Source organism: Micromonospora sp. NPDC047762 (assembly GCF_043204655.1).
GTDB lineage: Bacteria > Actinomycetota > Actinomycetes > Mycobacteriales > Micromonosporaceae > Micromonospora.
Genome location: NZ_JBIDCQ010000006.1, coordinates 129,294 through 143,777, shown reverse-complemented (window position 1 = coordinate 143,777; position 14,484 = coordinate 129,294). Strand labels below are relative to the sequence as shown.

Sequence of the window (14,484 nt, the reverse complement as noted above, 5' to 3'; positions counted from 1 at the left end):
AACCTGCCAGTATGCCTTCCCGTCAGCCAGCGACGCGTTGCTGTGCCTGCCGCTGCTCCTCCTCGGCTTCGCGTCGCTGTCGAGCCTGTTCGGCATCGGCTGCCCATCTGCGAAGTTGCTCATCTCGCCGGGCGGCTGGCCTCTACCGATTCGTGGCCGAATGTTCAGGGTGACCCCCAAGCTGGCACTACCTGTTCAAGGCGTGATCATCAAGCCCTACGCGGCAGCGCCGTGACGACCTCAAGTTGACACGGCGAGGCGCTTACGCTCCTGGTTTGCCCTTCGGGTGTAGATATTGAGGTATGAGTGTGGATGTGGCGCAGACCGCTGAGGCGGTGATGCCATACGTGACAGCGGTGGTGGCGGCCTACGGCAAGGAGACGGTGGCCAAGATTCGCGACTCGGTGATCGATCAGGCGTCGGATGCGACGGTGGGTTTAGGGCGCCGACTGCTGGACCGTATTCTGCGACGTGAGGAGTCGCGGCCTCTTATCGAGGGGGCGCTGGTGGACGTGGCTGACGGTGAGCAGGATGCCGAGGCAGCGCTGCGGCTGCAGATCAGGAAGGCTCTGACAGCTGATCCGCAGTTGGCCGAAGAGGTAGTGGGGATGCTCCCCGACGGGGCGACCCAGATCGAGGCGTCCGGTGACCGGTCGATCGCGATCGGACACAACTCCGGGGTCGCGAGCACGGGCGATCACGCCATGATTCAACGGTGACCAGCTCTGTGCAGCCGGTTCCGGTCGCGAGCGGAACTCGCGCTGCGGCGATCGGCTCAAACAGCGGATCAGTCCTCACCGGGGACAACAATCGGATCGTCCAGGTGTCGCCCGGCGCAGTGCGGACGCCCGATCAAGTGCCAGCACCGACGCGACTGGTCTTCCTCCCTCGTGTGCCGGTTGATCCGTTCGTGGGACGGGAGGCCGCGCTCGATGGTCTGGCCGAGGAGCTTGAGCGGGGCGCGGGTGTGGTGGCTCAGGTTCTGCATGGACTGGGTGGGGTGGGCAAGAGCGAGTTGGCGTTGCAGTACGCCGACCGGTACGCCGATCGGTACCAGCTGGTCTGGTGGGTGCAGGCGGAGGACGGCGAACGGCTAGACGCGTCACTGGCAGAGTTGGCCCGGCGCCTAGAACCCGCACACGGGTTGTTGGGCGTGACTACGTCGGATGCTGCTGGGTGGGCAATCCAGTGGTTGCAGTGCCACTCTGGATGGCTACTCATCTTCGACAATGTCGAGGAGCGTGCCACTGTCGCTGCCGTGATGGGCAAGGTGGGTCGCTACGGCAAAATCGTCATCACCACGCGCCGGAACATCAACTGGCGGGGAACGGCTCGCCCGCTACAGATAGCCGTGCTCAGTGCGGATGCCGCAGTTGCGCTGCTGGCCGAGCTCACAATCGACACGGGACATGCCAATGAGCTGGAGGCGATGTGTGAGCTGGCTGGCGAGCTGGGGTATCTGCCGCTGGCATTGGAGCAGGCGGGCGCCTTCATCGCTCAAGAGCACCGTAGCGTCCGGGAGTACCTGAGGTTGTGGCGGGAAAAGCCGGCTGAGGCTTTCGAAGGTGTTGACGAGGGAGGTGACGCGGCCCGGACTATCGCCCGGATATGGGATGTGACCCTGGATGCGATCAATCAGCGTGATCGATGGGCGGCATTCTTGCTGGCGATCATGTCGTATCTCGCGCCGGCCGTCCCACGTCGTTATCTCGTCTCCGACCCGGCGATGTCCGATCAGGTCAACAAGGCATTGGGTGTGCTGGCCTCCTACAACATGATCACTCTCACGGATGAGACCGCGTCTGTCCACCGGCTCGTGCAGGCGGTCCTGCGAGAACGGGCTTCACGACCGGCCGCCGGTTCCCTGCCGTACCCCGCAGCTGCCGCTTCAGCCCTACTCATTGAGGCCCTGCCTGGCGCCCGCATCAAACAGGATGTTGCGGCCTGGCCTGCATGGCGGGCACTCGTTCCGCACATTGATTCCCTCACCCGCACGATCAAAGACGACGAGGCTACCGAGGAGATTGTTACGCTTCTGGCCTCATCAGCGGCTTTTTCTTCGACGCAGGGCCAGCACAACATTGCCCTTCCCCAAGAGCAGCGAGCCCTCGCCATCAGCGAAGCGATCTTCGGCCCCGAACACCCCATCGTCGCTGCCAATCTGAACAATCTCGCGAGCACACTCACCGACCTGGGTCGGGCCACTGAGGCCTTCTCCCTACAAAAGCGTGCCCTGGCCATCATCGAAGCGGCCTTCGGCCACGATCATCCGGACGTAGCCATGGTGCTGGATAACCTCGCAGGCACCCTCAACGCTCTGGGAAGGCCCGCGGAGGCACTCGGCCTACGGAAGCGGGCCTTGGCCCTCGGCGAAGTTGACCTCGGTCCCAACCACCACACCGTCGCGTTTCGGCTGGACAACCTCGCGGCCACCCTCAACGCTTTGGGCAAGCCTACGGAAGCACTCCCCCTGCAACAGCGGGCTCTGGCCATCATCGAAGCCACCTTCAGCCACGATCACCCCGACGTCGCCATCGTGCTGGACAACCTCGCGGCCACCCTCAACGCTTTGGGCAAGCCTGCGGAAGCACTCCCCCTACGGCAGCGGGCCCTCGCCATCAGCGAAGCTAGCCTCGGCCCCGACCACCCTGAGGTCGCGAAGCGACTGAACAACCTCACGTACACACTCGATGCCTTGGGCCGTTCTGTGGAGACACTCCCCCTACGGCAGCGGGCTCTAGCCATCATCGAAGCCACCTTCGGCCACGATCACCCCGACGTCGCCATCGTGCTGGACAACCTCGCGGCCACCCTTTACGCATTGGGCCGGCCTGCGGAAGCACTCCCCCTGCAACAGCGGGCCCTAAGCGTCAGCGAAGCCATCCACGGGCCGGGCCACCCTACCGTCGCGACTGTGCTCGACAACCTCGCTACCACGCTCACTCACCTGGACCGGGCTACGGAATCGCTTCCGCTACGGCAGCGGGCATTGGCCATCCTCGAAGCTGCCTTCGGCCCGGACCACCCTAACGTCGCAATGGTGCTGGATAACCTTGCGGCCACGCTGGACGCCTTGGGCCGACCTGCGGATGCGCTTCCGCTACGGCAGCGGGCTTTGGCCATCCTCGAAGCTGCCTTCGGCCCGGACCACCCTTACGTCGCCGTCGTGCTGGACCATCTCGCGGGCACCCTCAACGCCCTGGGCCGTGCCGAAGATGCACTCCCGATGCAAGAGCGAGCCTTGGCCATCAGCGAAGCCGCCCTCGGCCCTGCCCACCCCAACGTCGCCGTCCGTCTAGACAACCTCGCGAACACGCTGACCATTCTGGACCGACCCGCGAAAGCAGTTCCCCTACGGCAGCGGGCCCTGACCATCAGCGAAGCCGCCCTCGGCCCCAATCACCCCGCCATCGCCACCATGCTCGACAACTACGCGTACACGCTGCACGCTCTAGGCCGGCCTGCGGAAGCGGTCCCCCTTCTGCAGCGGGCCCTGTCCATCAGCGAAGCAGCCCTCGGCCCCGAACACCCCGCCATCGCCATGATGCTCGGCAACCTCGCGGCCACGCTGCACGCTCTAGGCCGGCCTGCGGAAGCGATCGCCCTACGGCAGCGGGCCCTGTCCATCAGCAGAGCCGCCCTCGGCCCCGATCAGCCCTGAAGCAACGGCAACGAGCCTGCTCGTCCATCCGGCCCTCCAGCCGTCGCAACTCGCTGGCGCAAACGATCCGTATGGGACTGCCTCTACTTCCTAGCTGCATGACCAGTGGAAGGATCTCCTCCTGGGGCACACTCGTAGACCGTCGACCCTCCTCGGACGGGGCCAACCTCGATCGTCCGGTAGGGCAGGCTCCGTCCGAGGAGGCTGGTAGCCCTTGTGGTTTCCGGCGAGATGATTCGCTCCCGGCCGATCTCTGAGGACGGTGGGGGCTCGGGCCGGTGCCCCGAGGTCTTCAAGGTCTTGAAGTCCGCCAGTGCGGCCGGCTGACCCGGCCGATGCCGGCCGCAGGTCGCCAGCAGGCCGGGTCGGCGCGGCCCGCCCTGCGGCCGCCATGATCCTCCGCTCGGCCGTACGAAGCGCGACCGAAGCAGATCAAGATCAATCGACAGTTGCGCCCTGACTGGGCCAAGCTCGACAAGAACACTCCGCTGCCGCTCGACCCGTACCCGAAGCAGCCCGACGCGTCGGCGATGGCGGCATGAGCGCGCTGTCGAGGTGTCGGCGCGCTTGCTGCGGCGGGCTGGCCACCACGCCGGCGGACTCCCGCGACACCACCAACGGAACCGGTCGATCAGCTCACCGATCTCCCTGAACTCCAGGCCTTCGGCCAAGCCATGGGATATTTCCTCGCGATCAGCCTGGGTCAACATTGCACGCACGGCGAAACAACCTGTCCCACCGAACCAGAAAGATCCCCTGAGCCCTGCCCAGCGCTGCCTCCGAGCGAATTTGGGCCAGCACGCTGGAGGGCCAGAGCGTCGCGTCGGAGGTCCCCATCAAGGGTGAGACTGGAGAGCGCGTCACGCAGCAGACTGACACCCTGCCCGGCTACGTCTGAACGAACCGCGTCGGCTCCTGCAGGACAGCGGTTGCGCCACCGAGGTCGGCGAGGCGAGACGCCAACGTCGCCAGCGCGAGCCGCTCCGGCAGCGCTTCGCTGAACTTGAGGCCGTCGAGAGCCTTCTTGTTGACCTCGGGCAAGCACAGACGCTGGTCTGCGTCGGCGATGAGTTTCCGCCATTCGTCCCGAGTGAGATTCGACCGCAGGCGGATCTGGCAGTCATCGAAGCGTTGGACAGGGTCGACCACCTCGGTCAACGTGGCCGCCAAGGTCGCGTTCGCGCGGAAACCGGCCCAGGTCCACCACCGCAGGTCATCGCCGTGCCGATCACGAAGGATGACGTTGCCACCCGGATGCACCAGCGCGGATCGCTCTTCCCGCTCTTGGGCGAGGCGCTTGGCTGCTCGCTGTGTGAGCTTCACCGGGGGGTCAGCGCCGAGAAGCACCTCGCGCATGGCGCGGCTCAGCTCGAATCCGAGGCCTGCCCAGCCCCCGGTCGTCCAGCGAGCCTTTCCGCCGCTCTCGGCGGGTTCGACGAAGCAGCGCCGGCGCCGCCAGTCGATGTAGGTGACCCGCCAACTTCGCCCGTTGAGTAGCAGTCGACGGTCGCCCTGCACCTCCTCCGTGAGCAACGCGGGGTCGACGCGGCCCAGTTCGTCGCGCCCCACCAGGACGGTGAACTCCGGTGCTCCGACGAATACTGCTGTCATGCCCATGAAGTGTCGGTGCCCGAAGCGCCGCTCAGCTTCGAGACCGATGTAAAGCATGTCGCTGTCGCTGTCGAGGTAGCCCTGATCGATCAAATGGCGAATGATCGGGGTGGCGCCGCGGCCGAAGGGGTCGAGACCGTTCCACCACTGCGGCCAGTTCTGATCTCCCACTCGGTGTTCTTGCAGGCAGAGCGCGAGCATCTGCTGGGCGACGATGTGCCGTGGCTCGGGCGGGGCGACGACTGGCTCGACCCACCCGCGGCCCCAAAGCACCAGCAGGGCCGCTGCCTCCAGTAGGGCGTCGCCGCTGCGGGTGAGAAAGAGGCAGTTGCGGATGCTGCCGGGCCGTCGACCTGTACGCCCGAGTCGTTGCAGGAAGGACGCCACGGTCGAGGGGGCGTCGATCTGGATGACGCGGTCGAGGTCGCCGACGTCGATTCCCAGTTCGAGTGTGCTGGTCGAAACGATGACGCAGTCACGCGCCTCGGCGAACGCCTCTTCCGAGCGTCTTCTTTCGTCGGCGGACAGCGAGGCATGTGACAGGAAGGTGGTGATGCCGCGCTCCCGCAGGAGGCTGCCGAGCTGTTCTACGGCCTGGCGGGATTCACAGAAGACCAGCCGTTTCTCACCGGAGTGCAGCCCGGCGAGCACGGTGGCAGCATTTTGCAGGGATCCGACGAAGTCGAGTTCGATTTCGCCGGGCGGAGGTGTTGCCGCGGTCGCTGTCGCGGCGACCGGCAGGTCAGGAGCGATGACGCGTCCCGCCCGAACACCCGCGCCGGAGCCCTGCAGCCAGGTCAGCAGGCGATCCGGATTGCCCACGGTTGCCGAGAGCCCGATCCGCTGAACGGGCCGGCCGATCAGGTGGGTCAGACGTTCCAGGACAGCGAGGAGATGCCAGCCACGGTCGTCGCCGGCAAAGGCGTGCACCTCGTCGACGACCACGGTCCGCAGGCCGGCGAAGAACGCCCGATGGTCGACGTTGCGGCTGACCAGCATCGACTCCAGGGATTCCGGTGTGGTGAGAAGTACGTCCGGGCGGGCGGCCAGGATGGCCCGCCGTCGCGACGCGGTGACGTCGCCATGCCAGAGTGCCGCTCGCCGCCCCAGCCAGTCGGCGTAGCGTTCCCAGCGCGGCAGCAGATTGTTGAGTAGGGCTTTGAGCGGGCAGAGGTAGAGCACTGAGGTTCCGGACCAGCCCTCGGCGGCCATCCGGGACAACAGCGGAAACGCTGCCGCTTCGGTTTTTCCCCCAGCGGTCGGGGCGAGGAGGAGCGTGTCCTCGCCAGCCAGAAGCGGCTCCACAGCGGCTTCCTGCAGGGGTCGCAGACCCTGCCATTGCAGGGAGTTGACGATGTGGTGCAGCAGCACGGGATGTAGCAGGTCGGCGGTGGTCACACGTCTAGTGCGATGTCGTCGGCGCTTGCGGCGTTGCGTTCCACGTCGGTCATCTCCGCTGCCGACATGGTCGGCGCGTAGTGCTGCCTGGGGTCGAAGTCCGGGAACTGGTCGACCCGGTCGAGGACATCGCCCACCAGCTTCTTCAGATACAGGCGCGGCACGATGCCGACCTTCCCACCCAGGCCACCGGCAACGGCACGAGCCAGCTGGTCAAGATACGCGTCATCGACCAGAGTTCGTATCCGGTCGGGAGCAGTTGATCCGTCGGCATAGAGGTCCCGAACGCGGGCGCCCAGCTCGACCAGGGACTCGATTGTGAAGCCCGGCAGGCGGATCTGCACGGCCCTGGGGTTGTCGAATCTCGGGTCCGTGGCGAAGTCGACGGCAAGCCGTTGCGCCAGCGGGGCGAGCCGCTGCACACCCTGCTGCCCGTCGTAGAACGCCGGCGTGCCGGTGATAACGAGATGCAGCCCGGGGAAGCGGCCGGAGTGGACCTCGTCGATCAGCTGTCGCAGGGCGTTGAGTGCCTTGTCCCGGACGTCGCCACGGATCCGTTGCAGCGTCTCAACCTCATCGAGAACAAGGACCAATCCCGGATGACCGGCATCCCGCAGGACGGTCAGTAGCCCCTGAAGGAAGGCCATGGCGCCGAAATGGTCGAGTTCGCCGCGGATTCCGGCGGCTCGTTTCGCCGACGCCGAGACCTGTGGCTGTCCGGCCATCCATGCGGCCAGACCATCGGCGACGACGGTGTCGCCCGAGCTCAACGCCGCCCGGTAACCGCGCAAGGCCAGCGCGAAGAGCGGGGAGTGCTTGCTGACCTGGGCGAGCCGCTGTTCGAGGAGCCGATCCACCGCCGCGCCCACGTCCGCCTCCGCAGCGGGATCAGCCTCGAGCGCATCGGCTTCCAGCGTGAACAGCCAGGAGTCAAGAACAGCGCGGAACGCGCTGGGTGGTATCGACGCCGTCCGCATGGACTCGGTGATGCGCCGGTACACGGTCTCCAGCCGGTGCAACGGCGTCTGGGTCTCGGAGATCTGCACCTCGGCCGCAGCGAAGCCGCGGCGAAGAGCCCGCTCCGCCAGGTGTCGGGTGAAGAAGGTCTTGCCGGCGCCGTATTCGCCCCGCACCGCCTTGAACACGGCGCCACCGGACCTGACCGTGTCGAGTTCACCGTCAAGAGCGGCGGAAAATCGGTCGAGGCCGACAGCGAGCAGGTCGAGTCCACTCTCCGGGACGGTCCCACGGCGAAGCGCGTCGATCACCTCACGTCGGCGGCGCTGGGAGACGTCCGGCGTCACGCGGGCACCTCGAACTGCTCGGTGAGGAGTGTGACGTCGAGCGTGACCGTGCCGGTGGCTGGCTCGGCGGCCAGAACGGCGTACCCCTCGATGTTGAGCAGTTGCTGAACCTGCGTCAGCGCGCCCCGGAGCCGAGTCTGTGCCACTCCTAGGGCTTGGGCTGCGAGGGTGGGTGCCAGCCGGTTGGCAGCTGCCCCCACCAGGGCGTCGATGATGCTCGCGATCTGATCGTCGGTGACGATGAGCCGGCCGGTGATCCTCCGCTGCGCCTTGTAGACGGAGCTGGTCACGACGGCGCGGCCGAGTGTCACCGCCGGCTGCTCGGTGGCCTGCGGGCCCAGGTCGAACAGGGTCGGGCTGTCCTGTCGAACTCCGCGGCTCTTGGTGGTCGCGGCCTTCTGGGCAGGCGGCTCGGCAGGCAGCCGCGGAGCGGGGGCGGCGGTTAGCCACCAGGCAGGTTCCTGCGGCAGCAGCAACTCCAGGCCGGCCCGGTTGCGGGCATCATCAGGTATGAGCACAGCGACCGGGACGACGACCTCCGCTGCGCTCGCTCCCCCGTGGTAGCCGGCTTTCAGCGGTCCGTACCTGAGGGTCTCGTCAACGGCCAGGACGGCTCGCTGGCTGTCAGTGAGGACGCGAGGGCCGCTGACTTCAATCTCATCGTCCTGGACGGGAGCGGTCGCCGGGCGAGAACGAGCGCTGGAAATGTTCGGGTACGACCGTTGTGTGCCTTGGCGACGTTCGACGATGTGACCGTGGTCCGAGGTCACGATCACCGTCCGCCCCGCGGCGGCGGCCCGCGCTAGCAACGGCTCAAGATGTTTGACAGCGTCAGCGGTCCAAACCGTTCCTGCAGGGTCGCTGCGGTCGAGTGCGTCGTCGATCGTGTTCAAGACGACGGTCACCAGCGCCAGCTCAATGTCGTCGATGGCGCCGCCGACATCCGGGCTGACCGACCAGCCCGCTGCCGTCGTATCAACTGCCTTTTTGTGAAAGAGCCGTGCAGTGATCTTTCCACCTTTGGCGGTGAGTTCCGCGTACCCGTGCTGTTCTTCGGACTGCTGCCCGCGGGTGAGCCGGCCGGTGAGCAAAGAGGCTCGGCTCACTTCGGTGACCGACGGCAGCGCCGCGAGCGCCGCAGACCTTCGGCGTTTTCCGGCTCCTGGCAGGGCAGCCTCGATCCAGCCGAGGCGTGTAGTCGCGTCGGACAGGATCTCCGTCGCGACGGCGGCGCTCATGCCGTCGAGGACGAGCAGCAGCACGGGGGCCTTGCGGGCGAGCGGGATGACGCTGCCGGGCAGTACCTGCTCCAGGTACCAAATGGTTCCCGAGTCAGCGGGCACGCTGCGGCCGGTAGAGAGCGGCGCTGAGGCGAGCGCCCGGGCGAAGCGACGTTCTTGTGCGCGGCGTCGCTTCTGCGCAACCGTGACGACGGCGTGGAGTGCGCTTGACAAGCTCGGATCGTCAACGCCGCCGAAGGCGTCGTTGATCGCCGCGTCAGCCCACGCCGCGCTGTCGAGGTACTGGCGCACGAGAGCGCCGAGCGCAGCGGCATCCGAGGCAGCGCCGGGCGGTAGATCAACCTCCGCGAGCCACCGGACAAGTCGTACCGCGGCCTCGAAGGGAGCGCGCAGTGGCGTTGTCGCTTCGAGCCGGTGCGTCTGAACTGCGGCCCAGGCGGTCTCGACGGTGTTTGTGTTGTCGACATGGGAAGCGATTGCCCGGCGCAGGGCGTCGGCAAGCGCGACAAATCGCGCTCGTAATCCGCCGGCGAGGAGTTCTGAGTAGCGGGCCAGCGGCTCGGCTTGAAGCTGCGTAACGATCACGTCGGCCCGGTCGAGGGAGCGCGCGACATCGTCGTCGGCGCGTCGATCGTGAATCAGGTCGGACAACAGTGTGTCCGCTGCTTGTCCGAGAGCGGCCAACGCGACCGGCGAAGGGCGGGGATCGCCCCACCGCGGTTCGAGCCGGACCAGAGCAAGTTGGGCCTGATGCGCTGTCGGCGCGTCATATCGTTCATCGGTCAGCAGCCGAAGGACCAGCCCGAGCGGTACGACGTCGGCGAGTTCGCCGCGAGACAGCAGCGCACGGATCGGGCCTGCCGCCGAGCCCGCCCGCTGGGCGATCCAGTCAAGTGTGGTGTCGGCAAGCAGGTCTCCGACGCTTCGTCGCAAGGCGCCGAGTGAGGCGACGCTCTGCGCAGCGATCGACCAGCGGAGGACGCCAAGGACGTCGGCGGTGTCCGTATCGAAGCCGAGGTGGGTTGCAGCCACGGCACCGAGCGCGTGGGTGCGGGTGAGCACCCCGGCCGGGGCTGCAGGCCAGCCCGCCTGCGGGGTTGCAGCGACCAACGCGGTGGCCAGCTCTCGGTTGTCCGGTCGGCTGGTCAGGGCAGGGTCGATCCCGGTGGCAGCGAATCGAGTCCGCACTGCCTCCCACGGGTCAGGGCTGCGCAAGCGCTGCCAGATGAAGTGGGCGAGGATGCCGGCGCCGAGGTCGCCATCATCACGGTCGGTGACGACGACGAGCCAGTCGCCGTCTCGGTGGTCACCGAGCAGCTCCCTGGCTGCCAGTGCCGACTCGGCCGCTCGAACCCGTACGGTCTGGCCTTGATGTTGGAGGTCGGCGGTGATGGCTCGGTCGGGGACGCCACGGATGCCGATGATGCCGCTGCCGTAGTTCTTGGCGCGGGCTTCGTCAACGATGGCAAGCACCATCGATGCGCTCACCCGTGTTGCGGCCACGGCGACGGTCACGGCAGCACTCGCCATGTCACCTCGACGGCGACGTCGGAGTTGTCGTTCAAGAAGGTTTGCAGCCGGTCCATGATGTCTGTGTTCTCCGCTCCGCCTGCCCGGCTGGAACTCCCGGCCTTGAGGCCTGGCACCACCGGCAGCTTCGGCTTGGGCTCAGGACCCGGCGGGGGCGCGGTGCTTCCCGCCAACCACCTGAAAATCCCGTCCTCGCAGGAGGCAAGCGCACGTCCGATCGGGACCGGCAACTCGTCCTGCTCCAGAGCGGCACACAGGCCGTTGACGACGGCAGCGGCATCCGCGGCCCGGCTTCCCTCGCCGTCCATAGCTTTGCGAAGCGGGTCGAGCCGGTGCCAAGAAAAAGCATTGAGCGCCTTGTCAACAGCGTCCGCCGAAGCCAGCGATTTACCCGCGGCGACTGGAGTCGCTCCGCCGAGATCCGCCTTCGCCAGAACCTGGACGAGCTTGATGCCGTCCAGGTGACGCAGTTGCTGCATCAGCGCGGAAGAGGCTTTGGCGGTCCTCAGCCGGCTGCCATCTGCAATCGTCAGACGTCGGTACGCCGCCTCGATCGCTCCCACCAACCCGGGCGCTGTCTTCGACAGTTCGGCTGCCTTGGCGGCGACCTGCCCGACGAAATCAGCCACAGCGGGCGCAGTGAGATATGCCCCGGCCGTGATGCCGAGCATCGCGCCGGCCACCGTTCGCGCCGTCTCCCAATCACCGGCGGCCGGCAGTTCCTGGGTACGCAGCTCCATCACCGGGGTGAGCGAGCCAGGCTCTGGTGCAACCGGTAGCGCCATCTCTTGTTGGAACCAGGCCCGCTGCCGCAGCGCCGCCCATGCGATGACAACCAGGTCGGCGACTTCGTCCCGCAGGCCATGGGCGGGCGAGACGTCCCGAATCCAGCGTCGCAGCTCCGCGACGGTCACCGGACCGTCGGCGGGCTTGCCCTGTTCCTGCGCTCGTCGGCCGAGTGCTCGCTCGATCTCCTGACCCCACGGAGTGAACCGATCGTCGCCGAAGAGGTAGTGCATCTCCGTGGCCTTGCCGACTCCGAGCGGCTCCGCGATCCGTCGTACCACAGCGGCATCGGCCTGAAGCTCGACGCGTTTCTCGCTGTCCGCCGCGGTCTGTGCGACGTACCGAGCAAGGGCTTTGAGGTCGCGGACTTTGACCTCCACATCACCTGGCTCGAACAGCGGATGCGCGGGGTAGAGGGCCTTGAACGCCTGGTCGAGCAGGTTGTTGAAGGCCTGACCGAGCGTGGCGCCGACCGGATTTGCCGGGGCGAAGCGCCGCTCGAAGGAGAACAGCGTCCGCTCGTGTGACGCATCCTCGAGAAGGACCCCCGGGCGCGGTGACGCGGCGCCGTATGCCTGCTGAACCGCGTCCTCAAGACTGCGCCGGAGCGTGTTGCGCTGCGACTCCAGGATCGACCGGGCCAAGGCACGGTCAGCCTCGTTGAGGTGGTCTGCGTGGCCTTGCCAGCGTTCGATGCTGCCGTCGAGCAGCCAGTTGAGGATGACCAGGCGCCGCAACTCGCGGATTTTGTCATCAGACAGGAACCGCGGCAGCCACACAACGGTGCGCTCCTGCACGCCCCGCGCCACCATCTCGTCCAGCCGCTGCAGATCTTCGATCGTGGAGTGGCCTGGGTCGTCGAACGGATGGTCGATGACGATCCGCCAGGTGTCCGGCGCAGCGCGGAAGTGATCGTCGGACAGCCAGCTACGGTCGCGGACGTTGCCGAAGAGCACATCGACCTTGCGCTTCGAGCCACGCCAGACGAAGTCGTACGGATATGCGCCCTGCAGGTCTTGTGACGCCAGAGTGACGCCGAGACTGTCGCTGACAAGGTCCTTCAACAACTCACGGCGTCGGCCCTCGTTGTCCTCAGCCTTGGCCCGCTCCACGATCGACTCGTAGTCGACGTCGGACAGCTGTACCCGAATCGTCGGGTTGCGGTCGTCGCCGTCGAGGTGAATCTCCGGGATGTCCCGGGCCCAGGTACGCACCTTGGACAGCACCACAGCCGCCTCGCCGCCCGGCAGCGGCGACACGATCGACCCGTGGTTGAGCGACGCGAGCCGGGCTGCGGTCAGCGCCATCAGGGCCGGCACCCTCGGGGCGACGGCCGACAGCAGGAGAGTCTTGGCCAGACGGTCATCGGTGCGGAAGCCAGGCGGAACCCTTTCCGGCTCCTCCCGCAGCGTCCGCTCGTCGATGCCGTGGATACCGAGCAGCAGCGGTCGCAGCTTGTCCGTGTACAGCTTGTTGGCTGACCGGAACAGCGCGGCCGCCTCAGCGTCCAACGCCTGCCCGGTCTGCCCCTGAACGACGAGGTCGAAGGAGTCGCCGACTGGAATGATCTGGTCGATGGTCAGGGTCTCGCGCCGGTCGACGAGCATCTGCTGCATCACCTTGAGCGCGGTCCGCTCGCGCTGCATGACGCTGGCCAGGCTACGCAGCGTGGACACCAGGGCCGGCGAGAACGGATAGGTGAGGCGGAACGCCTTCTCGTCGGAGCCGCGATGCCGCTCGTCGGTGTTCACGCCATCGAGAAGCACATCCCACACGGCAGGGCGGCGGTCGATTGTCCCGAAAGCACTCTCGAGGACCGCGGCAGCCTCAGCGTTCCGGGGCTGTAGGAGACGCCGATTCGCGACGTACGGAAGGTTGTCGTCGCCCAGCGGGATGACTCCGAACCGGCCCTCCTGGTGGCGGAAGGCGCGATCCAGCGCGTCCTGCTCTGCACCGCTGGCGCCGGAGTCGGCGAACCAGCGCCGCAGGTCCATCTGCCGGGCCACGAACGAGATGAGCGGGATGGGCCGCCCGCCGATGGACGACTCGACCAGCTTGGTGAGCTTCTGTGACTCCCGGCGGAAAAACTCGCGGTCCTGCACCGAGAACGCCAGCCACAGGACCAGTTCGTCGAGGAACAACACCACGGCGTCGTAGTTGAGGCTCTTGGCGTGCACCGAGATTGCCGCAAGTCCGGTGTCCAGGTCGACGTACTCCGCCTGCTGCGTATACGAACGGAAGTACGTGTCGACCAGGGCCGACACCAGCTTCTGTCGACTGGGACTCGCCGCCGAAGCCGCACGCGCCTCGGCGTAACGAACCGCATCCCACTGCCCCTTGCCTAGCACGGCGGCCCAGGGGTCCGCCGCGCCGCCGCCCTCGCCGTTTGCCGCGCCGTTAAGGCCGTTGAAGAACTGCTGGTCACCGAGCTGGGCTCGGTAACGCTCGGCATCTTCGAGAAGAGCGTCAGACTTGTGTACGGCGGGCAGTGGCGCACCGGGATGACGTTCGGCGATCTGGCGGATGTACCCCTGGAAGAGCGCTTCCTCCATCGTTCGCGCGCCGAGCAGATGGAAGGCGAGCGGCAGGATCTTCCGGTCGGCCAGAACGGGATCGTGGCGCGCCACTACGGGCTGAAGCTCAGCCTTGGCGCGGGCGGCGGGCTCATGCTGTAACAGGGCATGTAGCACGGCCATGAAGTGCGACTTACCCGAACCGAACGAGCCGGTAAGGAACGAACCACGGCTCGTACCTGAGGTGATGCCCTCGGCCACCAGGCCCATCGCCGCATCGAAGGCCTCGACCAGGGCATCAGTGACGACGTATTCGTCGAGCGTGCGCTGGACCGCGCTGTGCCCCACCGAGTCGGTCAGGCGCAGGACGTAGTCCTCCGCGCCCGCGCGCTCGGGAATGGTGATGACGTCGCGGAGCGGGGTGTTCACGCCTTCTCCTC

6 protein-coding genes are annotated in these 14,484 nt (G+C 66.9%); 2 read left to right on the top strand and 4 right to left on the bottom strand.

Going from position 1 to position 14,484, the window contains the following annotated elements:
- Positions 1–302 precede the first annotated feature (302 nt).
- Together ACGF3C_RS19900 and fxsT are read left to right on the top strand one after the other, a co-directional pair.
- On the top strand, positions 303–719 hold the full coding sequence (locus ACGF3C_RS19900) for a hypothetical protein (protein WP_393223921.1): 417 nt from the start codon (positions 303–305) through the stop codon (positions 717–719).
- Positions 716–3,661: an FxSxx-COOH system tetratricopeptide repeat protein gene (gene fxsT, locus ACGF3C_RS19895; protein ID WP_393223918.1), complete on the top strand. Its 2,946-nt coding sequence runs from the start codon at positions 716–718 to the stop codon at positions 3,659–3,661. The genes ACGF3C_RS19900 and fxsT overlap by 4 nt, the downstream gene beginning before the upstream one ends.
- A gap of 888 nt (positions 3,662–4,549) precedes the next feature.
- Here the strand turns inward: fxsT and ACGF3C_RS19890 are convergent.
- From ACGF3C_RS19890 to ACGF3C_RS19875, 4 genes are read right to left on the bottom strand one after another with little or no spacing between them, the layout of a single operon-like run.
- Positions 4,550–6,670 (bottom strand): DEAD/DEAH box helicase, encoded by a 2,121-nt coding sequence (locus ACGF3C_RS19890; protein WP_393223915.1) that lies wholly within the window; start codon positions 6,668–6,670, stop codon positions 4,550–4,552.
- Positions 6,667–7,974 carry a BREX system ATP-binding protein BrxD gene (gene brxD / locus ACGF3C_RS19885; RefSeq protein WP_393223912.1) on the bottom strand — a complete coding sequence of 436 codons (1,308 nt, stop codon included), beginning with the start codon at positions 7,972–7,974 and terminating at the stop codon, positions 6,667–6,669. Before brxD ends, ACGF3C_RS19890 begins: the two co-directional genes overlap by 4 nt.
- On the bottom strand, positions 7,971–10,730 hold the full coding sequence (pglZ, locus tag ACGF3C_RS19880; protein WP_393223909.1) for a BREX-2 system phosphatase PglZ: 2,760 nt from the start codon (positions 10,728–10,730) through the stop codon (positions 7,971–7,973). The genes brxD and pglZ overlap by 4 nt, the downstream gene beginning before the upstream one ends.
- Complete coding sequence (locus tag ACGF3C_RS19875; RefSeq protein WP_393223906.1) at positions 10,727–14,473, bottom strand: hypothetical protein; 3,747 nt, start codon at positions 14,471–14,473, stop codon at positions 10,727–10,729. Before ACGF3C_RS19875 ends, pglZ begins: the two co-directional genes overlap by 4 nt.
- Between the last annotated feature and the right edge of the window lie 11 nt (positions 14,474–14,484).

Excerpts from the sequence above, each read along its gene's own strand:
- ACGF3C_RS19900 (WP_393223921.1), top strand. The coding sequence starts at position 303 with ATGAGTGTGGATGTGGCGCAGACCGCTGAGGCGGTGATGCCATACGTG.